Origin of the sequence: Candidatus Jettenia sp. AMX1 (assembly GCF_030263775.1) — a bacterium.
Lineage (GTDB): Bacteria > Planctomycetota > Brocadiia > Brocadiales > Brocadiaceae > Jettenia > Jettenia caeni.
Genome location: NZ_SZPP01000048.1, coordinates 1 through 22,982 on the forward strand (window position 1 = coordinate 1; position 22,982 = coordinate 22,982).

Consider the following 22,982-nt stretch of genomic DNA (forward strand, 5'->3'; position numbering starts at 1 on the left):
ATCAATGGCAACCGACTCATCAGCATAATTTTTTATGGTAATCCAATTTGATTTTTCTCCATGATTATTAATTTCAATTTGACTTTCATAGTAAGTTCCACTCCTGAGATAGAGGGTATCGCCTGGTTGTAATTTTTCGATGCTCTTTTCTATGGTCTTCCAGGGATTAGACAAACTTCCGCTGTTTGAATCATTACCATTTGTTGCAACATAATACGTATCTGCCAGACATCTTTCGTTTGCTGATAAAAAAAGAGCCGAGATTAAAGCGGCGAAAAATAGGAAAATGGATAGAAAAAACTGAGATCTGTTAAATAACTTCAAAATATAGGATGATAACAATATAACCCCTCCTTATAATTTGGCTGTAGAATACTTAAATAACTGCGAAGTGTTATAGTCTTTGGCAATTCTAAATTAACCGCACAAATAATATAACGAAGTGAAACTTAGCAACGTATATTAAGAACCTCCTTTCTTTAAAAATTTTAGATAAATGCGCCACGTCACACTTTGCGATGACACATTCTGTGTCATGTCGCATGTTTACTCTATAGATATAAATAAATTATTCACGCCTTTATATCTTAAATGGCTTAATTTTACAGTAAAACACGTCATTCATTGCTTGTTTCTATTCTCGGCATGCTTTTTGATGTATTCCAAAATACAATTACATTTGTAGCGAATTATTGGAACAAAGGATTAAACCTCTTACTGTTGAGTTAAAAATTTATGAAGTAACAATATAAAGGTATAATGGCGATAAACTTATGGATGAAAACTAATGTGTTGTAAAGATTTTTGAATCTTAAGTCGCGTAGCTGAGTGATAAAGGTAGTTGAGGCTTACCCCTATGGGTTCCAGTATATCTGGAGATTTCTTAGATAAACTTGGATCAAAGGAGCAAGAGAGTATATATTGTATTTGTTGAGTTTATTGTAAAAACCAACGATAATCCCATATCTGGCAATTCCAAGAATTTCCGAATTTACATGCGACAGGCCATCAATAAACTAAAAATTTTATTTAAAAGCTAAGCGATACAACTTTGTTTAGCAATAGGCCTGCCAGAAAATTTTCTCTCTGGAAATTTTGGTAATGGTAATACGTAACTATAGCAAAAATAATCTGTTATGGTAGGTTAGTTTAATTCATTATGTTGTTTTATCTTGTATAAAAACAGAATTTTACTATTATCTTTTGCATGTTATTCATACAGTTATGAATTATTCATAGTATAAATACATTCAAAACTAAGTCTTATGTCACATCTTGTATGTTTTGAAATCATACAGTGTTGTATGCAATAACATACATATTTGTTTTGCAATCAATTAAATTAAAAATCACTTAAGATAGTTGTGATTGTAAGAACTTTTATAAATCTAAAAAGTGCAATAATCATCTAATAATTTATCTGTAATCTATATTCATGATTAATCATCGTATTTAACTTCCATAAGACATAGTCCTTTAGCCGGCGCTGTTGGCCCTGCGGCCTTTCTATTCTTTGCATCCAAAATATCTTTTATACTCTCCACCATAATTTTTCCCCTTCCAATCTCTATGAGGGTGCCGACTATGGTTCTTACCATATTGTATAAGAACCCGTCCGCTTCGATAGTAAAATAGATATACTTTCCTTCTTTTTTAACATCTAAACTTTTTATGGTACGTATCCTGTCCTTCTCATACCGTGCCTTTGTTGTAAATGATGTAAAATCATGGGTTCCTATAAGATGTCTCGCTGCCGTAACTATTTTATTCATATCCATGTGAAATCCATACAGGTAACAGAAATAACGATTAAGAGAAGTTCTTATCCAGTCGTTAAAAAGGGTATATTGATAGATCTTGGATTTAGCGCCGTATTGGGCATGAAATGATTCTGGTACATCTGTCACTTTTTTTACCGTAATATCGCAAGGTAAATAAAAATTTATTGCAAGAAGCAATCGCTCAGGGGGAATATCTGAAATAGTCTTAAAATTTGCAACCTGACCAAAGGCATGGACCCCCGCATCGGTACGGCTGGCACCATAAAGCTTAATTTGTTCTTGAATAGCCTGTTCTATTGCCCCGGTAAGTGTTTCTTGAATTGTTTTTTCGTTTTTTTGCCATTGCCAACCCGCATAGTGTGTACCATCATACTCTATCAAAAGCTGTATATTACGCATGAGTTACCTAAGAAATTTTATATTAAATTCAAATAAAAAAATAAGGGATTTACACTATAGGCAGAAATAGAAACTTGAAACGGTAGAGAAATTCTTAATAATTACCATCTTCCAGAATCAATGAAGAAATTTACCCATAAAAATTTTAAAATACATGGCCATAACAAATATTCATGAGACAAACACGAAAAATTGAAACAAAAAAAACCAGGGCAATCAACGAAAAAACAGTATTACTTAAGAAAGGAAAAGAACAGTACCAATATAAAATTCTTAAAATTCTCATGAGAATCAAGTAACGATTTATTTATAAATTTAAGCTAAAGGTTGAAAGGTTATACATTCTTTTGTTATGATGACAACCCATCATATATAAAATAATATAAGCAATCCCTGGTAATCATCATGAGAAAGGAGAAAAAAATGGAAAAATTCGTTATTTCAACAAACACTGCACCTGCAGCAATTGGACCATATTCTCAAGCAATAAAGATAGGCAATCTCATATTTTTATCAGGACAAATTCCTATAGTACCTGCAACGGGGGAGATAGTACAAGGTGATATCAAACTTCAGACAAGACAGGTATTGGAAAATCTAAAACACATTCTGGAGGCGGGCGGTTCATCCTTAGACAGGGTAATAAAAACAACGGTCTTTATGAAAGATTTGAATGATTATGGAGCAATTAATGACATCTATAAAGAATTCTTTCAACATAAACCACCTGCAAGAGCAGCAGTACAGGCTGCAAGGCTACCGAAAGATGTGGGTGTAGAAATCGAGGCTATTGCCTTTAGTGTTTAAAAAGAAAATTTGACTTGTACTCAAAAAACTGTTACCATTATTTACCATTTTATACTATAAGCACCCTATCATTAATGTAGGGCTTATTATTATTTAGGACATTCAATGTAAGATTCTTCGGTTATCTCTCTCCTTAATTCAAGATGCTATTCTATATTGTGAAACGAAGAATCTGGTTTTCATTAGGTTATTTATGTTAAATATTACAACAAAAACAAAACATAGGGATATCTTCCCTGAGGTCGTAAATCTTCTTGATAATTCTAAAAAATTCTTTGAACGAATTGGCGCCTCAGATATGGAGAAAAAAGTTGTAGAAATGCGTGCTCAACTTAATGAACCCTTCTATCTCCTGGTAGCCGGAGAATACAATTCGGGCAAATCCAGTTTCATTAATGCTATGTGCGGTGAACGAGTCCTTACAGATGGCCCAACGCCCACAACCAATCGAATTACCCTCCTAACCTATGGCGATAAGGTCGAGATTAAAGAAGTTGGCGATCATTTATGTCAGGCAACTTATCCTATGGAATCACTGAAGGATGTTACCCTGGTTGATACTCCTGGCACAAATTCAATTATTATAGAACATTCAGCCCTAACAGAAAGTTTTGTTCACAGGGCAGAACTCGTACTTTTTGTGACATCTGCAGACCATCCATTTACGGAGAGTGAACGTCAATTTCTACAATTCCTTAAAAATAAATGGGGCAGGAAAGTGCTGTTCATTCTCAATAAGATAGATCTAAAAACACCAGAAGAACTCAACGAAATCATAAACTTTTTGGAAAAAAATTGCTATCGTCTATTAGGTTTTGAGCCTAAAATTTTAGCGGTATCTGCCAGAGAGGCATACAGGGCAAAGGTTGAAGGAAATAAAGAGCTGCTTGATAAAAGTAAAATCGTGGAAGTCGAAAATTTTATCTTTGATAAACTGGATCTGGATACAAAGATCGACTTTAAGCTGGTCAGCCCTCTAAAATACCTCTTTAATGTCTTTACCGAGCTTCAGCACAATCTGTCTGAAAAGGTTAATAAATGTAATACAGACATTAAAAGTATTGAACGATTTGAGACACGACTTAAGAATAAAAAACACGACATGCAGGAATACACATTAAAATATAAAGATGAGATTAAGCTGGTATTCTCACGATTAAAAGAAAAACTAGATAACTTCCTGAATTCATACGTTACGATAAAATCAGTAACTTTTTCTAAAGTAGGACGGGAAAAGATTGATGAAAAATTTAAGAGAGAAGTATATGGACTTTTGAATCCACAAGTTGACTTAGACCGCATTATCGACGATGTAGTAGATTATGTGGCAAGAAACAACCGTGCATTATGGGATCTGGCAAGAGATCATATTGAAAAAGAAGTAGGATATGACCGTAGAGCTGGAAGCATTCTTGACGGACATGCCGAACGTCACTATGATGACCGAAAGCACGAAATAGAAATCGCCTTAAAATCCCGTTCTAAAGAATTCAGAGAATTGGATATCGACCGGGAATCAGAAAGGATAAATAGTTCTGTTCAAGGTGGATTCATTAGCTTTCTGGTGACCGAAGCATTTGCTATTGGTATTGGAGTTAGTGCTATTATGATATTCTCATGGATTGTACCTCCTCCGGTTACTATAGGAATTTCCGTCGCATTGGCGGCTATCGGATTTGCCATTCTTCCTAAACGGCGGAAGACCTTCCGTAATGAGTTTATTAAACGGACGGATGCAATTTGTGAGCGATTTGTAGAATTTATGAAGTTTGAAATAGATAAAGCTATTGACCGCGTAATTGAAGACATCAGCAATAATATTTCATCATACAGGGATCTTCGCTGGACAGAGAGGGAAGAGATAGTCAGGCAGGTGTCTGAGGTAAATATGTTATTAGAAAGCGTGAAAACCCTTATGCGAAAAAGTGGTCTTAGCTGAGGAGAAATGCATGAAAACAGTAAGAATGTTGCTCGCGACAGTATGCTTCATATTCGTCTCCTATACAGCATTTGGCGCAAACTATTGCCTGAATTGCTTTGATAATATTGATGAAAATGAGAAGTACTGCATTGTGTGCAAAACAAAATTATCCGTTGATAAATTAAAGAATGAAGAAGATCAGTTAATTTATGCCGTTACCTTATCCCGACAAAATTACCGAAAAGCGCTTGATGAATTGAGAGAACATTATCAGAGTACCGGTAATCAACTTCGCCTCCAAAAAGCTCGCAGGGAGCTTGATGCGTTGGATAAAGTGCCACAACCTTTGTATACTAATGAAGGGCTGGGGGATGTGCAAACAGGAACGGCCTTCCGGGATATTGAGGGTGCAAATATACTCCTTAAAGATGGTTTGATGTATAAAAAATCACTCAGTAAAGAAAACCGTATTACAGCCATTAAGCGTCTGGAAAAGCTGCTACAGGAGTATCCTGATAGTGATAAGGTAGATGATGCCGCCTTTGCAATTGCAGAAATATACGCCAGTATTTATTTTAAGGATTATGAAAGTGCAGCAAAATATTATATAAAGAGTTATCAGTTAAATCCAGATATCAAGCAACCAGCACTTTTACATGCTGCTGAGATGTATGATAAAATGGCTGATTATAACAGAGCCAAAGTAATTTATAGGCAAGCTGCCGTATATAGTCCTAATGCAAAATCATGCAAAAAAGCACAAAAAAGACTATCCATATTAGAACAAGAATCTTATGGTAAAAAGTAAGCCATATGCTCTTTGGGATTGGATACGATATTCATAAACTTGTTGAAAACCGCAAATTAGTGCTGGGAGGAGTAGAATTTGATTATCATCTGGGTCTCCTTGGTCATTCAGATGCCGATGTAGTACTCCATGCAGTATGTGATGCCTTATTGGGAGCGGCAGCTCTTGGTGATATAGGAGAGCACTTTCCTGATACTGATCAAAAATGGAAAGGGGTCTCCAGTAAAATCCTTCTTTCAAGGGTTGCGGACCTTGTAAAAGAACAATGCTATATAATCAATAATATAGATGTAATGATTCTTGCACAACAACCAAAAATTGGTATTAAAAAACTGGAAATGAAGAGAAATATAGCAGAATGTCTCCGTATGGATGTAAATAGAGTCAACATAAAGGCAACAACAATGGAAGGGATAGATGCCATTGGGCGTGGTGAGGCTATCGCTACCCAAGCCATTGCAAGTTTATATGAAGATCTGTAATTTTTAAAGGATAAGATGTTTCAATATGGCAATATGGAAAAGGAAAAAAAAGATAAAGGAATCTGAGGATACTCTTCAGAAGGTAGAAATTAAAGAACTACCGGTAGATACTATCTCTCCTGAGAAAAAAGAAATAAAAGAGATATCGCAGGAAGTACAGGTAAATAATGTTTTCTCAGAAAACATGGAGAAAAAAGAAACATCCCAGAAAACAACGGCAGATAATCCTTCCTCAGTAACTGCAATAGAAGAGTCGCCTGCAAAAGAACAACCTGAACAGGAAGAACCTATTTCTGAAAAAATGCCAGAATTTGAGCGTCCTGAAACAGCTCAAGAAGATATGAATAGTGGGGTAATATTGTTTGGAAAGAAGATTTCCGGCTTTATGGGTAAGGTATTCTGGGGCACATTATCTATCGCTATCCTGCCCCCTCTCTTTGCATTTGCTTTTGGCATTTTAACCATCGTATTCATGCTTATCTTCCCAATACTGGGTGTTGCACTCGTTGCATCGATACCTGTGGTGCTGGTAACACTCTTCATATTCCTTATTGCAATTCCTATACTATTTCCTTTACTCGTGGTATTTTTACTCATTACCGGCAAAGGAAAATTACTCATCGGTTCAGAGGGAAAATGGATTGGTATCGAGATATTTGGAAAGAGCTATTCTTTAAAATAAAAAATCAGTATTCATTTAAATTCCTTTTTATCAATAACCTTAATACCACTCATATAGGGATAAAGCACATCCGGAATTACGATAGATCCATCCTTTTGCTGATAGGTCTCAAGAAGCGCAATAACCGTTCTTGGCAGAGCTAAGCCAGATCCGTTTAATGTATGCACAAATCCTATCTTTCCATCTTCATCCCGGAAACGCACATTAATACGTCTTGACTGGAAATCTTCAAAATTACTGCAGGAAGAAACCTCTAAAAATTTATCTAACCCAGGAGACCAGACCTCGATATCATAACATTTTGCAGCCGCAAAACTCATATCCCCGGTACACAATTTTACTATCCTGTATTCAAGTCCTAAAAGTTGAAGCACCTTTTCTGCATTACCAACGAGTAATTCCAGCTCATGATAAGATGTTTCCGGTCTCACCAGTTTAACCAACTCTACTTTATTGAATTGATGGACTCGTATAATGCCCCTCGTATCCTTACCGTAAGAACCTGCCTCACGCCGAAAGCAAGGGGTATAGGCTGTATAGTAAACAGGAAGATCTTTGTATGAGAATATTTCATCACGATGGATATTGGTAACAGGCACTTCTGCTGTGGGCACGAGGAAAAGGTCGTCAACAGCAGTCCGGTACATATCCTCTTCTAACTTCGGCAACTGCCCTGTTCCCGTCATAGCCGTGCGGTTAACGAGAAACGGTGGAAATAATTCAGTATATCCATGCTCCCTGGTATGAAGATCCAGCATAAAACTAAATAAGGCGCGTTCAAGTTTTGCCCCAAGACCTTTTAATAATATAAAGCCTGACCCGGAAATCTTTGAAGATCGTTCTAAATCGAGAATGTCCAGAATACGCCCCAGTTCCCAATGGGGAAGAGGAGTAAAATCAAATACTTTCCGGTTTCCCCAGGTTTTGACAACAACATTATCCTTTTCATCCTTGCCAATAGGTGTGTCTGCAGAAGGAATATTTGGAATGCGGAGGAGAAGGTTATTCATTTGAGATTCCAACGCTTTTAGTTTCTCTTCACTGGATTTTATTTCATCACCGATCTTCTTTGTTTCTTCAATAATCCCGGAAGCATCCTGCCCTTTTTTTTTCAGTTCATTGACAGCCTTTGATCTCTCATTACGCTTACCCTTTAACTGTTCGCAGGCATAGATTGTAGACCTGCGCTGTACATCAAGCTCTAAAATTTCGTCAATACTGGCCGCATTTTCATGTTTATTGGCGATAGCCTGTTTGATCTTGTCAGGGTTATTCCTGATAAAATTTATATCAAGCATGTATTCAAAAAGCCTCCCATTCTTTAACTAAATATATCAACGAAACACAAAGGTGTAAGGTTGATTTTTCTAAATATTTTTCTATGCGAATTATATGGAATCACTTTCGTGAATTCAATGGAATTCTATTTATACTATTAACACGCTAATATTTATAGATCAGGAGAGCAAACAGACAATAAGATTTACCATATGAATGATTCTGTTAAACTAACAATCGGAATGCCCTCTCATCGTTAAACCCTTCTTTTAATCTCTACCAAAAAGTCTAGCTTTTTATGATAATGTTTGAGATAATAAAAACGCTACAAAAACCTGGCGGAGTTGAAATAGTACTTACAGACTGTTAGCTAGTTCAATCGTCTTCTATCGGATCAAAGCATTTCATATGATTATTTCACTATAGCGCAAACCCAAATTATTGATAAACTGACTGCTATGAACAGGCATGATAAAATCTCACGCAGGACATTTCTCAAGACTGGTATTACTGTAGGCGCTGGCTTATATGGGTTGTCCTATTTGAGTACCATGAAGAAAAAACCAAACTTAAAGAAACAAAAGGAACACCAATTAAAGCCTGGATTGGTCGTTGCTTATGGGAATGTTACTGATCCTATCAAAGAAGTCACTGTAATAAAAGAGATGGTACGTCGTGCTATGAACGCTCTGGGCGGTATGAATAAACTTGTTTCCAAAGGCAATAGAGTTGTTATCAAGCCCAATATTGCATGGAATCAGAAACCAGAATTCGCCGCCAATACCAATCCTTTTGTAGTAGCAGCCCTGGTGGAGTTGTGCAGGGAGGCAGGGGCAAGCGTAGTAAAGGTAATGGATCATACCTGTTCCGCAAACCCCGAACCATCTTATGTTAATAGTGGTATTGCCACAGCAGCCCATCAGTCAGGGGCTGAGGTAATTTATCTTAATAAGAGCCGTTTCAAGGATTTTACTATCCCTGATGGCAAAATCTTGAAATCGTGGTATTTTTATGAGGAAATGGTATACGCCAATGAAGTAGATGTTCTCATTAATGTCCCTATTGCAAAACAGCATGGCACATCACGGCTTTCTATGGGACTAAAAAATGTTTTTGGTATGATTGGTGGAGACCGGGGCAGCCTGCATACCAATATTCATCCAAAAATTGCTGATCTTAATAAATTCGTCAAGATAGACCTTACCGTACTCGACGCCTTCCGTATTCTGAAAAATCACGGTCCTACCGGCGGAAGATTAGATGACGTTGACAATTCTGCAGATCATGCACGACGTATCATTATAGGCACTGACCCGGTTGCCGTTGATGCCTATGGCACCAGCTTATTCAGTATCCAACCAAAAGATATAGGCTACATCCGTGAATCACATGAACAGAGACTAGGAGAGATTGATTATCGATTGAAAGGTTTTGAGGAAATACGAGTATAATTAAACTACAATCTATTGTAGTCAATCAATACTCAAAAGATAAAAACAGAAAAAAACCTCCGGTCTTCTTATCTTCTCTGAAAAAGTATTTACGAAGTCGGTATTCAATATGATCTCAAAATCCTTAAAATTTATTGCAGATGCTATGCTTGGCAGACTCGCAAAATGGTTACGCATATTAGGATATGATGTGGTATATGAACCTTCTATTTCAGATGATGCTCTCATTGCCAGAGCTCTTCGCGATGACCGTATAATACTCTCCATGGATAAGAAATTAATAGAACGTATATCAGCAAAGAACTCCCTTTACATTAAAGACAGCAACTATAAAGAGCAACTCAAACAGGTAATCACTTATTACAACATTGATTACAAAACTAACATCTTTACGAGGTGTCTGGTCTGCAATAGATCTTTAGATACTATCCATAAAGAAAAGATCCAGGATAAAGTATTTCCGTATGTTTATTCAATACAAGACAAATTCCACATCTGCCAGCAATGCAATCGCATATATTGGGCTGGTACCCATAGAATTAATATAGTAGAAAAGCTGAATGAGATATTAAAAGATATAAATCTGGAGTGTATATGAAAATCTCATCGTACTCCCCTGTTTCCCGGATACTTATTCGATTTGACAATTTTTGGATGGTTTTGTATAGTTAATTTTACGTAACTGATTGAAGCTGCTATTGAACCTATGGAATTTTATTACAAAAAATCATCTATATTTGGCAAGATAAGATAATGAACAAACTCATAGTACCTTTACTCTATTTGGCTTTAACCTTATTTCAGCAAACTGCATTCTCCGCAGATAAAAAATATCAAAACGATGTTGTAGCAACGGTTAATGGTAAAAAAATATTACAAGAAGACATAAGTAACAGGCTCAGTAACTTTAAGGATGTAGATCCTGATACTCTGGATACTATTAAACAAGAAATCATAGATCAATTGATTACTGATATCCTGTTGGAAGAGTTCATTGATAAACAAGGTTTAGTGGTTGTACCGGAAGAGATTGAAAGGGAGATAGATCAGATAAGAGGCACTATTGGCGGTACTCAATCACTGGAACAGGTCCTTACATCTATTGGCTCTCATATGATGGAATTTAAAAAAAGTGTAAAACACTCTATTGCCCTTGAAAAATATTTTCATGACAAACTTGATGACAGGATGTTAGAGAAGTTTTTTGAGGAGAACAAAAATCTCTTTAATGGAGAATCGGTAAAGGTAAGTCACATCCTCGTAGATACAAGAAATATGAAGACACCGGAAGAATATGCTCAGGCGCTTGAGCATATCAAAAATATTAAAAAGGAAATTGATCAGGGAAGCACCTTTGATGAAACCGCAAGAAAATATTCCAACTGCCCGTCTGCCTTCATTGGTGGAGATTTAGGGTTTATTCAGAGAAAGAGTAATCTTGCAAAGTCATTTTCAGACACTGCATTTGCTTTACAGGTGGATCAAGTGGGTGGGCCAGTTCGGACAGAATATGGATATCATCTCATAAAGGTTACTGATAAGAAAGAAGGTTCTCGCATTCAATTTACAAGCGTTAAGGAGAAAGTGCGTTTAGAAGTACTTGATGCTGAAATCCTTAAACTACTCGATCGCCTTCGGAAGGAAGCTCAGATTGTAGCCAACTAAAAAAAACCAATAATACAATCGCCATAGTTGTTGATTTTATTTGACCAAAGATATTTCTCTATACTTATTGTTTCTCTTTGTAGATATAATCAGATATCTCTTCTGAGGCAACAATTTTCCGGGCAAGCGCATAGGTAAGCTTTTGAATAGCATCATCCACCGCCGGAGCAAAATTAGGACCTGTGGTCATCCACCACTCATACTCTACCTTAGAAGTTACAAAATCAAGCCCTTTTCCTTCCGCAGAAACATCCGAATCCCATACTTTACTGAGGTTTGGATCTAAAAAAGATGCCGTTACCGAAAGGTTATGTTTTCCAACAGCTCTCCATACAGATTCTTCAATATAAAGTTCAATTTCTGAATCCTTTAAACTAACGGATAAAATGCCATCCAGACCTTTTTTACTCAAATCTTCCTTACTTTGCAGATCACCTATTGGTATTACATTCTTAAAGAGAACCTTTGACATTTCCTCTAATTTCAAAGAGAGAGATTTTCCGATGGGAAAAACAAAATTCGGGAAAACATAGCGAGGTGAACCAGCCTCATATTGCCTTAGTGGCGCTTCTTGAATAAAATTACGCAAATGAGGCTCAATGTACAAACCTATAGTAACAGGTAATGGAGTTATTTGATAAAGTCTTTTATCAAGATCAGGAGAAAGTCTTACTGGCGGTCTTTGCCCGCTTAAACATCCTGTCAAGACAAGAAAAGACAGTAAAGCAATCCAATATTTATATGAGATAGATTTCATGAAATATATAGAACAAACAAATACCTTTCATGCGACTGAAATTTATGTGCTATATTATAGCATCTTTTGAGAGGATAGTAACAAAGACTTATTTACCAGACATTACACAAAATCAGCAATATTTTGTCAAGATTTTTATCTCTTCCACTTTACCGGTATGTCATTACTTTCTCTGCCAATCATAACAACACCCTTTATCTTTCTCAATCGGGTATATACAGGGTATGTTTTTAAAAGAATAGGGTCGCCACTTTTGGGACTTAATATTTCGCTCGTTGCTGTTACTCCAGTCTTCAGTGTCTGCCATATTGGACAATCCTTACAAGCTAGTGCGAACTTATGCTTTATTAGGAAGCATTTTTTTCCTAGCGGCCGCCCCGTAAAAAAATGCCTTGCTGCCTTATTGAGATTTACCACCTTAAATTCTGTATCAAATACCACTATAGGGTCTGTTATCATATCAAAAATACGGTCAAATTCTCCCCATCTTTTCTTTTTTCTCACAGGGGATGCATGCTTCTTGTCAATGTTTCCATGAGCCTGTATATCAGCATTCAAATGGGTTGATCCTGATTTTGAATTATATCTTTTTGCAAACAAGTTTTGATCTCTTAATAATAATTTTTATTCACTTCTTTACCACAATAAAACGATGCTTATAGATGTGTTATCAAAATCGAGCAATTAGCATACCGCAAAATACTTGCAAGCAATGCATAATAACTATATTTACACAAGTGTTTAAGTAATTACTATATAAGGAAACACCGTTCTAGATAATAGTTTATTTTGCAGAGAAAGAAGTACTTTACGTACAGGTAATTTTGGTGGTAATCAACCAGTGTTTGAAAATAGGTAGTTGTGAACAAATATCTACGGCATGGAAAACAATTGCTCCGGAAGTCTTATGCTTAATACAGGACAAGGGGCCTTTTGTATAACCCTTTCAGCAACACTTCCAATTAATATATGCTTTAGTCCAGTTCTGCCATGCGTACCCATAATTATCAAATCTACTTGCTTGTCTTTGGCGGCCTTTATTATCTCAACAAATGGAATGCCCTTAACAATAAAAGTATCTACATAAACTTTTTCTCGTATTTTATCAGGTATCAGGTTTATAAGCCGTATTTTGAGATTATCTGTCTGTTGATCTTCCAAAGAGAGATCAATTTGTTTTACTACATCTCCCACATTGTTTATGTGCGTTTCTATAACATATACAAGATACAACGATGCCTGATCTTTCATTGATAAGTCAATTGCATAGTTTAATGCATAGGTAGAACAGGGGGAAAAGTCAATAGGGCAAAGTATTTTCTTTAATTTAGTCATGTTTCAATAAGAAAAAAGGCAGTTGTTAAGAGAAGCAGATAACAACTGCCTTAAATGAGGATATTACTTAGAATTTTTCTGTATTATCACGATTAGTGATGTCCGCTTGGATGAAGCGCACTTGCGCCTAAATCCAGGGATATAAACCGGATATCTTTCTCCTGGAGATTAACCTTTGTATGAGCACTTGCGCCACCATGCTCATGAACTGAGATTTCATACATTCCAGGCTTTAATTCGAATACACAGGTACCATTTTTTCCTGTTGTACAAGTATTATCACCAACCTTAATCTCTGCCCCTTCAATCGGTGTACCAATGGCGATTGCTGTAACCCATAACTTTGCAGGTTTAACTGTATAAGCCTGAGCTGTTGTCATTCCAATTCCAGTGGCCAATGCCACACCCATTAACCCTGCAAATATTTTCCTAAACATACCTACTTTCTCCTTTCTTATTGATTTGATAGTAAAATTTATAGAAGTACCATAAAAACATATAATAGTTCCCCCCTTTTCCACCCCCTTTCGCCGTGTTTATAATACTTTTACCAATAAATATTGTCCCATTATACACCTTAAAATATCTTCGTCAAGATATATATTTGCTTAGGAAACTTGCGGCAAAGGGAATTTGAGAAGATAATATCTCATAAGCGTATATCTTTTTGTTACTCTCTTTGAAGTCCCGTCTCTCAATAATTCAGAAATACATCCAGGCACAGAGAATTATTTCTCCTTTATCTGATTAATTTTTACGATAAGTTCTCCCTTATTATCCTTAAATCCTTTACCGTAAAGCCCGATTATATCATCGTTCATGGATAGATATAAGAATTCACCATCTTCACTAGGAAGGATACGAATAGACCCGGAAATTCCCATAGGAAATATTCTGCCATAATCTCCAATTCTGCCAAAAAGCTTTCCAATAGGTTGACCCGGTTGCACATAATCCTTCAAAGCATTGATGGGAATACCATCGGCAGTATGTCCATTTGGAAATAATTTAGGATTAAAAGACCATACATCACCCTTTTCCACTTTCCAGCATAAGCTTGTATCCTCCTGTACCACAACATCAGTCATTTCCCATACTACATTGGCATGAGCAATTACCGTTTCGGCTCGCGCAGAAGCAAATGCCATGAACAGAATATTGCCCGCAAACAAAATCCCTATAAGTATTTTTCCTGTTAACAGAGTTCTTAATTGCAGAAAGGTACAGATCATTTCAATTCCCTTATAACAAACATTCCGTCTGGTGGATTCATCAGGACAACTTTAATCCTATCGTGCCATAATTCACCAAACTCTTTTATTTCTGCATCAGTCCCCTTGCCTGTTACTGCTAATGGCATCAAATCTCCCATTTTGGGATTGGCAGGAAGCATATAATTGCTATAGCTAATCTCTATTCTTTTTTTATTATCCAATCTTTCAAATAGTACCGTACACACTGCATCCTCATCCGCTTCTTGTGTTTCATCAAAAGATAATAAATTCTGTCTGTTATATCTGCCGCCACCTAATCCTTTAAAACCGCTTTCTCCTGCGGCGCCGGTAACTAAGGTAACGACTTGTGATATCGGACCATTTACCTTATAGTCTATTCCCCCTTTAAATATTACCCTTATTTGTCCACGTATCGGGATCTCATTACCGTACAGGTTCTTCAAGGCCAATTGTGTTAACTTATATGCGCCGGAAACTGCCGGGCATGAATGCCCCGCAAATTTTACAGCGTCGGTATAAGTAAAAACAAAAGCCTCATTTCTATCCATTGCACCTAATGCTATAGCGAGTGGATCTTTAATCTTGATAGGTTCTACCGTATTAAAAAAAGGTTTATTAAATTTCGTTTGTTCCATTGACATACATTTCTCCTTCATGAAAAATTTTCTGCTCCACAACAATACTTCTGGTAATCTCAGCCAGATTAATCTTCGAGAGTAGATATATCTCCTGTAGGTAATCCCAGATCTTTTGCTTTCAGTAACCGGCGCATAATTTTACCACTGCGGGTTTTTGGTAAGTTGGCACAAAACTCTATCTCTTTTGGATATGCATGTGCTGCCAAACGGTGCCTTATAAATATCTTGAGTTCTTCCTCCAACTCATGCGATGGCTTATAACCTTCCCGAAGCACTATGAAGGCCTTAATAATTTCTCCCCGCTCAGCATCAGGTTTACCAATTACACCAGACTCTGCTACGGCCCTATGCTCAAGCAAGGCGCTCTCCACCTCAAAGGGACCTACTCTATGACCGGACGTGTTAATTACATCATCAGCCCTTCCTACGAACCAGAAATAGCCATCCTCATCTTTATATGCCGTGTCGCCGGTTGCATACCATCCATTAATATTGAAATACTCTTTAAATCGCTTCTCGTCACCCCATACGGCCCTTAACATGGACGGCCAACCAGGTTTTAAAGCTAACAGTCCATGCTGCCCCGCAGATAACTTACTCCCTGTACCATCGATAATAGCCGCTTCAATACCCGGAAAAGGTTTTCCCATTGAGCCAGGCTTTATAGGCAAACACGGATAATTCGCAATCATAATAGACCCTGTTTCCGTCTGCCACCAATTATCATGGATTGGTAAACCATAGACCTTTAAACCCCACCTGATTACTTCCGGGTTAAGTGGTTCACCCACACTACAAACATACCGCAAGCTGCTCAAATCGTATTCTTTTACAAGATCATCACCGGCTTTCATTAACATCCGCAAAGCCGTCGGTGCAGTATACCATACAGTAACTTTATAATTCTGGATAATTTCATACCACGTGGCAGCATCAAACCTGCCGTCAAAAACATAAAAGGAGATGCCGTTCAGCCACGGCCCCCATAAGCCGTATACTGTCCCTGTTACCCACCCTGGATCAGCCGTACACCAATAGACATCGTCATCTCTCAAATCCAGCACCCATTGTGTGGTAATGTAATGTGAGACCATATCATTATGTACATGCGTTACTCCCTTGGGTCTTCCCGTAGTCCCTGAGGTATACAGGATGTAAAGCGGGTCTTCCAGTTTCACCCACTCCATTTCAAATATATCGGATGCATCTCTCATTAATGTCTTATAACATACATTCCCCTCTTCGAGTTCTTCATCCTCTTTATGATTGACGAGCACAATGTGTTCTAACTTTGGTAATTCCCATAATACGGCATCAACACGCTCTTTTAATTCAGGCGTGGTAATTAATACCTTGGCCTCACTGTTCTGTAACCGATCACGAACGGCATCTGGTCCAAAGGCAGAAAACATCGGTCCTGCAATAGCACCAAGTTTTGCGATTGCTACCATACCAATATAAAGCTCCGGTAAACGGGGTAGAAATATAAAAACGCGATCTCCTCTTTTTACCCCCAACGCCCGGAGCATGTTTGCGCATTTATCAGAAAGTTTTTTCATTTCCAGAAATGTATATTTCTGACAGGTACCATCAGCGCCTTCCCAATACAATGCCACTTTGTTCTTCCGCCAGGTTTTGGCATGCTTATCAATCGCTTCGTAGGCAATATTTACCTTATCATCGTCTATATCAAACTCTCTCTTAATAATCTCCCAGGAAAATTCCTTATGGGTCTTCTCATAATCCACAAGACCTGCAGCTACAGGTTTTTTATTAATAATCTCCACATTTTTCATACGTAATAAGCCCGATTATCGTAATATTAAAATAACACGAAATTTTTAAATTTTCGTATGCTCAAGATACTTTAAGATTTCAATATACAAATCTATATTTTATATCACCTGCTATTTTACAAGTCAACCAGAAAGGTCTTCGATACATAAATTTAATGGGAAATTAAAAATAATGAATCCGGAGGTCTTAGGAAAACTGAGAACTCTTCTCCCTCTTCGATAATCATTTAATGATTTTTATTCCTACAATTGATATAATTATCTTTATGAATCTAAAATTTAACGACCATGTACTTCCTACACTTCCCATTATGGAAGAACTTCCAACAGACAGGATTATTGGGATTACATCAACAATACCTATTGAAATCATCTTTGCCGCAGGATATATACCGATAGATCTAAATAATATCTTTATCGGCGACAAACTTCCTTTTAAAATGGTTGAAGATGCCGAATCTGCAGGATTACCAAGAAATACCTGTGCCTGGATAAAAGGCATCTATTCGGCTGTAAGGAAATATCACATAAAAAAAGTCGTTAGTGTAATTCAGGGCGATTGCAGCAACAATCAGGCATTGATGGAGATATTTCAATCGGAAGGTATTCAAACTATTCCCTTTGCATATCCACATTCTAACATGGATAAGGATTTTTTGTATAATCAACTTATAAAACTTGCTAATGGCCTCGGAGTAGATTATAAAAAATCGGAAGAAATGAAAAAATGCCTTGATGCAGTTCGGGCACACGTACACGAGATCGACAGACTCACCTGGGCTGAAAATACAGTAACAGGAGAGGAAAACCACATTTGGACGGTATCCACGAGCGATTTGATGGGAGATTATATCATCTTTGAGGAACGAGCCAGGAGGTTTTTAAAACTCGCCAGAGACCGGGACCCCTTTCAACAGGATCTTCGGATAGGGATTGTCGGAATACCTCCTATAGGCGAAGACCTTTATTCATTCCTTTCTTCCATAGGCGCTCACGTTGTATTTAATGAAATTCAAAGGCAATTTAGTATGCCCTACCACACAAAAAACTTACTTGAACAGTATAGCCAATACACCTATCCCTATGATATCTTTTCACGCTTAAAAGACATTCAACAGGAGGTAAAGCATCGGAATGTCAGAGGACTTATCCATTATGTCCAGAGTTTTTGTCATCGACATATCCACGATGTCGTTATCAGAAAGCACATCCAACTCCCTATCCTCACACTCGATTGTGATCGTCCCGGACGCCTGGATGGAGCCATGAAAACCAGGCTTGAAGCCTTTATCGAGATGTTAAAAAGCAATGAGTACGAAGAAGCCGTTAAATTTGGCAACGGTGAACAGAATTACGATTTATGTCGTTAAGTTTTATAATTACCACCCAATCTTCTCCCTTTCAAATATTTTTGATACCGTTCCTCTCCAACGCATTTGCTTCCTACCGGACACTTCTCAATGCAGCTTTCAGCTATATCACGCTGCATCATTTCCCCACAATTTTCACAAGCAAACTCATATTCAAAACCCGCTATCGATGCGGTGACTTCCCTATGACAGTGCGGACATAGTACATCAATAATCTCTACCCTTTTGATCCTCTCAGCGCCTGGACATTGCAAGATACCTGGTTTTTTAAATTCCTCTGTGGGTCGCGGAGCAATCGTTTTTACTCTTGATATGGTTTGGGCAGCTAAAATACGGAGGGGCATTTGTTTTTCCTTTTGTAAGAATTCCTGAAGCGCCTTCATGACTTCATGATTTCCTTTTCCAACTTTGCCAATTTCTTCAAGGGTTTGCCTCACCCTCTCAGTGCTCTCATGATATAAGTTTTGCAAAAGCAATGAAATATTCGTAGTGTTGGAGATATGGTCGTTCATTATGAAAATAGAGATCACTGAGTAAAAATTTCTCTTTTTAGCTATTCTATTTATTAAAATAGCTAAATCAAGAAAAAATCTTGAAGGCGCAAAATAGCCAATAAAAAAGAATTGCCCTACAGAATTGAGTTTCCTATACCTAAAATTACCTTGCATGTCGTAAAATTGCTGCTAAAATCAAGGTTATTGTAAATATCAAAGCATATAAAATACTAAAAAGTTGCTTCTCTATTTCATCATTATCTTATCCGGGTAACCTGAACAATCTGTGGTTACAGAATTCTCTATGAGTCAACACATATTCAGGACGATTCCATCGGTTAACAAACTTCTCGAATCACCGGAACTATCCCCATTAACGGGTATGTATCCGCGACAACTTATTGTTGATACCGTGAGAGAGGTTTTAGAAAATATCCGGCAAGCATTTACCGGCAAAACAGACGTACCACAACCAGATCGCATCCAATTGCCCTTCTCTGATATTTCCCACTTTCAGAAGGAGGCGAAAGGGGCAGAAGATCTTACGCAACTCCAAACCGTTGATATATCGCCTCAAAGAATTTGCCAATTAGTCCGGGTATCCCTTCAGCAGAAGTTATGTGGTATTGAGCATGCTATTAATGCAACGGGTATTATCCTCCATACAGGACTTGGCAGGGCACCGCTTACGGATAAGGCTGCAAAACAGTTAGAACATACATTAAAAAGTTACTGTACCCTCGAAATCGAACGGTTTACCGGAAGAAGGGGTTCCCGGTACCATAGTATTGAACAGCTTATCTGCATGATTACAGGAGCAGAGTCGGCATTTGTCGTCAACAACAATGCTGCGGCTGTTTTATTGACCTTAGATACCGTAGCCAAAAATAAGGAAGTCATCGTTTCCCGTTCCCAGCTTGTTGAAATTGGCGGATCATTCCGGATGCCTGATGTTATGACAAGAAGTGGAGCTCTCCTGGTCGAGGTTGGGACTACCAATAAGACTTATCTGAGCGACTATAGCAATGCTATTACTGAGCATACAGGACTTATTCTTAAAGTGCATCAAAGCAATTTTAAAATCGTTGGTTTTACTGAGTCTGTAGATATAAAAGATCTTGTTTCCTTAGGTCAAACCCGCACTATTCCTATTGCTTATGATCTTGGAAGTGGAGCGTTAATCGATCTTCAAAAATTTGGACTACCCCATGAGCCAACCGTGCAGGAAGCCATAAAGGCAGGAGTTGATATCGTAACGTTTAGTACCGATAAATTATTAGGAGGTCCACAGGGTGGTATCATTGCAGGTAAGAAAAAATGGGTCGATCTGCTGAAAAAAAATCCATTAACCCGCGCACTTCGTGTAGGAAAGCTCACTATTGCTGCACTGGAAGCGACGTTAAGGCTTTACCTTGAAGAGGATCTTGCTTTACAGGAAATTCCAACTCTCAAGATAATTTTAGCGCCACTTGGAGTTGTTGAAGAAAGAGGCAAAAGATTACGAGACATCATACATCAGGAAACAAAGATTTCTCTGAGTAGCTCACTTATAGACGGTGTTTCAGAAATGGGAGGAGGAACATTGCCGGGTGAAACAGTTCCGACAAAACTTGTTTCTCTCCATTCAGAAAAAATACCCGCTGAAGAATTAGCTACACAACTCAGAGGCAATACCCCTCCTATTTTTGCAAGAATTGAACAAGGCCGGGTTCTCTTGGATATGCGTACGGTATATGATACAGAAGTCGATACGATTGCTACAGCATTAGAAAAGATATCCTCAGGTTTTATAAGAAACAAGTCCGCAGATTACGCAGATAAGGAGGATAAATAATTTGAAAATTCGAGACAGCGATATAAAAAGTACATAACTTATGGAACAATCCACACATACCCTCCATACAGAACATTTAATCATTGGCACTGCCGGACATATCGATCACGGGAAAACATCGCTGGTTAAGGCTTTGACGGGTATTGATGCTGACAGATTACCTGAAGAAAAACAGCGTGGGCTAACCATAGACATAGGCTTTGCTTATCTGGATCTCAATTCAGATTACAGGATTAGCATTGTAGATGTACCCGGACATGAGCGTTTCGTTAAAAATATGCTGGCAGGTGCAACAAGCATCAATCTTGTGTTATTTGTCATTGCAGCCGATGGTGGCGTTATGCCACAAACAGTTGAACATCTTGAGATTATAAACCTTCTGGGCATTCAGCACGGGATTGTTGTAGTAACGAAAAAAGATCTTGTAACAGATGAATGGCTGGAGGTAGTACAGGATGACATCAAAAGAATTTTGGCTGGCACCACTTTAGAGCATGCCCCTATTCTGCCCGTCTCCACAATTACTGGTGAAGGGATAGAATCCTGTAAGGCAATGATAAAAAAACTCATTACTCAGGTAAAGGTCCGTGGGAGTGATCGTGTATTTCGATTGCCAATCGATAGGTCTTTCACTATTTCAGGATATGGATGTGTTGTCACCGGCCCTATCCTTGGCGGTCAAATCTCTGTAGATAACGAAGTAGAAATATTACCTCTAAAAAAGACCTTACGGGTAAGGGGAATAGAGGTAACGGGAGAGCAAGTCCATACCGCCTTTGCAGGGCAACGGGCGGCAATCAATCTCACCGGTATTAAATCGGGTGAGGTAAAGCGTGGGTATGAACTTTCTATTCCAGGATATCTGGAACCTACAAACCTCATCGATGCTACACTGAAATTGATTAAGAGTATAAAAAATCCCTTAAAAAACAGGACTCGCATACGATTTCATAGTAATACTTCAGAAGTAATGGGCCGTGTTATATTACTCGATAGAGATAGCCTGAAACCGGGTGAAGAATCATGCATACAAATCTTTTTGGAGAATCTCATTACTACTGAAAGAAATGATCGGTTTATTATTCGGTCATATTCACCCGCTTACACAATTGGTGGAGGCGTGGTTTTAAGATCAAATACAACCCGGCTAAAACGTTTTAAAGGAGAAACACTAAAAATCCTAAAAACTTTAGCAAGTGGAAATCTTGCCGATATTATAGAGCAAATCTACCTGAATAATAGTCACGCAGTCCTTACATCTGATGATATCTCCAGACAGGCCAATATTCATCCTTCAATTGCTGCTGATATTACAGCAGAATTGGTAAAAAAGGGTTCTCTTTTAAAATTTGATATCGATGGCAAAGGTGTTGTTTTTCATCGTAATATTATTGCTGCTTTACGGGAAGAGATCTTACATATACTCAGAACATTTCATAAAGAAAACCCGTTGAAAGCAGGCATTGAAGAAACGTATCTCAAAACACTTCTCCGGAAGGATACTCATCCCCTATCTATCGCTGCGTCACTCTCTACGTTAAAAAGGGAAAAAACCATCAAGGTGATTGATGGTAAATTATCACTCAAGGATTTTGAGATCGAACTATCAGCACAGGATAAGAGTAAAGCAAACAAGATCGAAGAGTTTTTTCTTCATGCAGGATTCACACCTCCTTCAATAGAGGAGGTGTATACAAAATTTGGCACCTCTAGCAAGTCCACCATCTCATTGCTTGTAGAACAAAAAAAAATCATTGCACTGGAAAATGATCTGTATTTTCATACAACAACACTTGATACATTGAAAGGGATTATTAAGGAATATATCAGGAAACACGGTTCTATCAACGTGGCACAATTCAGGGATTTAACCAAAACTTCCCGTAAATTTGCAGTTCCTTTAATGGAATATTTCGATGCCATTCGTTTTACCAGACGAACCGGAGATGTACGGATATTACTTTAAGACTTTAAATTAACAGAAATAGACAGGATGAGCAGGATAAGATATTTCTAAAAGATTTGATACTTTCCGTAAAAATTTGTGTAATAAAGGAGAATTATAGTATCAAATAGATGAAACCGGACGGAACATAATAAAATCAAATAAATGCGTCATGGTTTGATTGTACCATCACGGACAAACGAGTTTGTCCATGCCACCCTATCAAAAATACGTTCGGTTTCATATCTTGAGTACTATAGCTTAGCTACTGAGAACACAGAGAAGAAACAAAGACAAGCTGAGG

22 protein-coding genes are annotated in these 22,982 nt (G+C 37.7%); 11 read left to right on the forward strand and 11 right to left on the reverse strand.

The features are described 5' to 3' along the window. Together FBQ94_RS13965 and truA are read right to left on the reverse strand one after the other, a co-directional pair. Positions 1–342: right-handed parallel beta-helix repeat-containing protein (locus FBQ94_RS13965; RefSeq protein ID WP_285442199.1), on the reverse strand; the 342-nt coding region annotated here is incomplete at its 3' end. Between the two features lie 1,097 nt (positions 343–1,439). After that, positions 1,440–2,180, reverse strand: a complete 741-nt coding sequence (gene truA / locus FBQ94_RS13970) for a tRNA pseudouridine(38-40) synthase TruA (RefSeq protein WP_007223118.1) — start codon at positions 2,178–2,180, stop codon at positions 1,440–1,442. A gap of 423 nt (positions 2,181–2,603) precedes the next feature. Between truA and FBQ94_RS13975 the strand changes: the two genes are divergently transcribed. The 5 genes from FBQ94_RS13975 to FBQ94_RS13995 all read left to right on the forward strand — a co-directional run bounded on the left by FBQ94_RS13975 (position 2,604) and on the right by FBQ94_RS13995 (position 6,880). After that, positions 2,604–2,987: a RidA family protein gene (locus tag FBQ94_RS13975; protein ID WP_007223119.1), complete on the forward strand. Its 384-nt coding sequence runs from the start codon at positions 2,604–2,606 to the stop codon at positions 2,985–2,987. 193 nt (positions 2,988–3,180) lie between these two features. Beyond that, on the forward strand, positions 3,181–4,926 hold the full coding sequence (locus FBQ94_RS13980; RefSeq protein ID WP_007223120.1) for a dynamin family protein: 1,746 nt from the start codon (positions 3,181–3,183) through the stop codon (positions 4,924–4,926). Between the two features lie 10 nt (positions 4,927–4,936). Beyond that, entirely contained in the window at positions 4,937–5,716 is a 780-nt protein-coding gene (locus FBQ94_RS13985) for a tetratricopeptide repeat protein (RefSeq protein ID WP_007223121.1), read from the forward strand. Between the two features lie 5 nt (positions 5,717–5,721). After that, on the forward strand, positions 5,722–6,198 hold the full coding sequence (ispF, locus tag FBQ94_RS13990; RefSeq protein ID WP_007223122.1) for a 2-C-methyl-D-erythritol 2,4-cyclodiphosphate synthase: 477 nt from the start codon (positions 5,722–5,724) through the stop codon (positions 6,196–6,198). A 25-nt stretch (positions 6,199–6,223) separates the two neighbouring features. After that, entirely contained in the window at positions 6,224–6,880 is a 657-nt protein-coding gene (locus FBQ94_RS13995) for a hypothetical protein (RefSeq protein WP_007223123.1), read from the forward strand. 11 nt (positions 6,881–6,891) lie between these two features. On the opposite strand, the gene serS is transcribed toward FBQ94_RS13995, so the two are convergent. Further along, positions 6,892–8,178 carry a serine--tRNA ligase gene (gene serS / locus FBQ94_RS14000; protein WP_007223124.1) on the reverse strand — a complete coding sequence of 429 codons (1,287 nt, stop codon included), beginning with the start codon at positions 8,176–8,178 and terminating at the stop codon, positions 6,892–6,894. 438 nt (positions 8,179–8,616) lie between these two features. On the opposite strand from serS, the gene FBQ94_RS14005 reads away from it, so the two are divergent. From FBQ94_RS14005 to FBQ94_RS14015, 3 genes are all read left to right on the forward strand, one after another. After that, positions 8,617–9,609, forward strand: coding sequence for a DUF362 domain-containing protein (locus FBQ94_RS14005; RefSeq protein WP_007223125.1), 993 nt, complete (start codon positions 8,617–8,619; stop codon positions 9,607–9,609). 109 nt (positions 9,610–9,718) lie between these two features. Then, positions 9,719–10,207: a Mut7-C RNAse domain-containing protein gene (locus FBQ94_RS14010; protein ID WP_007223126.1), complete on the forward strand. Its 489-nt coding sequence runs from the start codon at positions 9,719–9,721 to the stop codon at positions 10,205–10,207. 155 nt (positions 10,208–10,362) lie between these two features. Next, positions 10,363–11,274: a peptidylprolyl isomerase gene (locus FBQ94_RS14015; protein ID WP_007223127.1), complete on the forward strand. Its 912-nt coding sequence runs from the start codon at positions 10,363–10,365 to the stop codon at positions 11,272–11,274. A 64-nt stretch (positions 11,275–11,338) separates the two neighbouring features. On the opposite strand, the gene FBQ94_RS14020 is transcribed toward FBQ94_RS14015, so the two are convergent. The 7 genes from FBQ94_RS14020 to acsA form a co-directional block, all read right to left on the reverse strand. Further along, positions 11,339–12,031, reverse strand: a complete 693-nt coding sequence (locus tag FBQ94_RS14020) for a hypothetical protein (protein WP_007223128.1) — start codon at positions 12,029–12,031, stop codon at positions 11,339–11,341. Between the two features lie 135 nt (positions 12,032–12,166). Next, positions 12,167–12,631 carry a transcriptional regulator gene (locus FBQ94_RS14025; RefSeq protein WP_007223129.1) on the reverse strand — a complete coding sequence of 155 codons (465 nt, stop codon included), beginning with the start codon at positions 12,629–12,631 and terminating at the stop codon, positions 12,167–12,169. A 273-nt stretch (positions 12,632–12,904) separates the two neighbouring features. After that, the gene (locus tag FBQ94_RS14030) at positions 12,905–13,366 is read right to left on the reverse strand and encodes a universal stress protein (RefSeq protein ID WP_007223130.1); all 462 of its coding nucleotides are present in this window, start codon (positions 13,364–13,366) and stop codon (positions 12,905–12,907) included. Positions 13,367–13,458: 92 nt separating this feature from the next. Beyond that, the gene (locus FBQ94_RS14035) at positions 13,459–13,803 is read right to left on the reverse strand and encodes a hypothetical protein (RefSeq protein ID WP_007223131.1); all 345 of its coding nucleotides are present in this window, start codon (positions 13,801–13,803) and stop codon (positions 13,459–13,461) included. A 291-nt stretch (positions 13,804–14,094) separates the two neighbouring features. Next, the gene (locus tag FBQ94_RS14040; protein ID WP_007223132.1) at positions 14,095–14,598 is read right to left on the reverse strand and encodes a hypothetical protein; all 504 of its coding nucleotides are present in this window, start codon (positions 14,596–14,598) and stop codon (positions 14,095–14,097) included. Beyond that, positions 14,595–15,242 carry a hypothetical protein gene (locus FBQ94_RS14045; protein ID WP_007223133.1) on the reverse strand — a complete coding sequence of 216 codons (648 nt, stop codon included), beginning with the start codon at positions 15,240–15,242 and terminating at the stop codon, positions 14,595–14,597. The genes FBQ94_RS14040 and FBQ94_RS14045 overlap by 4 nt, the downstream gene beginning before the upstream one ends. Positions 15,243–15,304: 62 nt before the next feature. Then, positions 15,305–17,035 carry an acetate--CoA ligase gene (gene acsA / locus FBQ94_RS14050; RefSeq protein WP_007223134.1) on the reverse strand — a complete coding sequence of 577 codons (1,731 nt, stop codon included), beginning with the start codon at positions 17,033–17,035 and terminating at the stop codon, positions 15,305–15,307. Positions 17,036–17,301: 266 nt separating this feature from the next. Between acsA and FBQ94_RS14055 the strand changes: the two genes are divergently transcribed. Next, positions 17,302–18,405, forward strand: a complete 1,104-nt coding sequence (locus tag FBQ94_RS14055; RefSeq protein WP_285442200.1) for a 2-hydroxyacyl-CoA dehydratase family protein — start codon at positions 17,302–17,304, stop codon at positions 18,403–18,405. Here FBQ94_RS14055 and FBQ94_RS14060 read toward each other — a convergent pair. Then, positions 18,402–18,935 (reverse strand): hypothetical protein, encoded by a 534-nt coding sequence (locus tag FBQ94_RS14060; protein WP_285442201.1) that lies wholly within the window; start codon positions 18,933–18,935, stop codon positions 18,402–18,404. The two genes, FBQ94_RS14055 and FBQ94_RS14060, sit on opposite strands and share 4 nt — an antisense overlap. Before the next feature lie 268 nt (positions 18,936–19,203). On the opposite strand from FBQ94_RS14060, the gene selA reads away from it, so the two are divergent. Next, the gene (gene selA / locus FBQ94_RS14065) at positions 19,204–20,733 is read left to right on the forward strand and encodes an L-seryl-tRNA(Sec) selenium transferase (protein WP_007223137.1); all 1,530 of its coding nucleotides are present in this window, start codon (positions 19,204–19,206) and stop codon (positions 20,731–20,733) included. A gap of 40 nt (positions 20,734–20,773) precedes the next feature. Further along, positions 20,774–22,699: a selenocysteine-specific translation elongation factor gene (gene selB, locus FBQ94_RS14070; protein ID WP_007223138.1), complete on the forward strand. Its 1,926-nt coding sequence runs from the start codon at positions 20,774–20,776 to the stop codon at positions 22,697–22,699. Positions 22,700–22,982 lie beyond the last annotated feature (283 nt).

Coding starts and splice junctions, on each gene's coding strand:
- FBQ94_RS14010 (WP_007223126.1), top strand. CDS start 9,719: ATGATCTCAAAATCCTTAAAATTTATTGCAGATGCTATGCTTGGCAGA.
- FBQ94_RS14030 (WP_007223130.1), bottom strand. CDS start 13,366: ATGACTAAATTAAAGAAAATACTTTGCCCTATTGACTTTTCCCCCTGT.
- ispF (WP_007223122.1), top strand. CDS start 5,722: ATGCTCTTTGGGATTGGATACGATATTCATAAACTTGTTGAAAACCGC.
- serS (WP_007223124.1), bottom strand. CDS start 8,178: ATGCTTGATATAAATTTTATCAGGAATAACCCTGACAAGATCAAACAG.
- FBQ94_RS14005 (WP_007223125.1), top strand. CDS start 8,617: ATGAACAGGCATGATAAAATCTCACGCAGGACATTTCTCAAGACTGGT.
- FBQ94_RS14045 (WP_007223133.1), bottom strand. CDS start 15,242: ATGTCAATGGAACAAACGAAATTTAATAAACCTTTTTTTAATACGGTA.
- selA (WP_007223137.1), top strand. CDS start 19,204: ATGAGTCAACACATATTCAGGACGATTCCATCGGTTAACAAACTTCTC.
- selB (WP_007223138.1), top strand. CDS start 20,774: ATGGAACAATCCACACATACCCTCCATACAGAACATTTAATCATTGGC.
- acsA (WP_007223134.1), bottom strand. CDS start 17,035: ATGAAAAATGTGGAGATTATTAATAAAAAACCTGTAGCTGCAGGTCTT.
- FBQ94_RS14040 (WP_007223132.1), bottom strand. CDS start 14,598: ATGATCTGTACCTTTCTGCAATTAAGAACTCTGTTAACAGGAAAAATA.
- FBQ94_RS14035 (WP_007223131.1), bottom strand. CDS start 13,803: ATGTTTAGGAAAATATTTGCAGGGTTAATGGGTGTGGCATTGGCCACT.
- truA (WP_007223118.1), bottom strand. CDS start 2,180: ATGCGTAATATACAGCTTTTGATAGAGTATGATGGTACACACTATGCG.
- FBQ94_RS13995 (WP_007223123.1), top strand. CDS start 6,224: ATGGCAATATGGAAAAGGAAAAAAAAGATAAAGGAATCTGAGGATACT.
- FBQ94_RS13980 (WP_007223120.1), top strand. CDS start 3,181: ATGTTAAATATTACAACAAAAACAAAACATAGGGATATCTTCCCTGAG.
- FBQ94_RS14055 (WP_285442200.1), top strand. CDS start 17,302: ATGAATCTAAAATTTAACGACCATGTACTTCCTACACTTCCCATTATG.
- FBQ94_RS13975 (WP_007223119.1), top strand. CDS start 2,604: ATGGAAAAATTCGTTATTTCAACAAACACTGCACCTGCAGCAATTGGA.
- FBQ94_RS13985 (WP_007223121.1), top strand. CDS start 4,937: ATGAAAACAGTAAGAATGTTGCTCGCGACAGTATGCTTCATATTCGTC.
- FBQ94_RS14020 (WP_007223128.1), bottom strand. CDS start 12,031: ATGAAATCTATCTCATATAAATATTGGATTGCTTTACTGTCTTTTCTT.
- FBQ94_RS14015 (WP_007223127.1), top strand. CDS start 10,363: ATGAACAAACTCATAGTACCTTTACTCTATTTGGCTTTAACCTTATTT.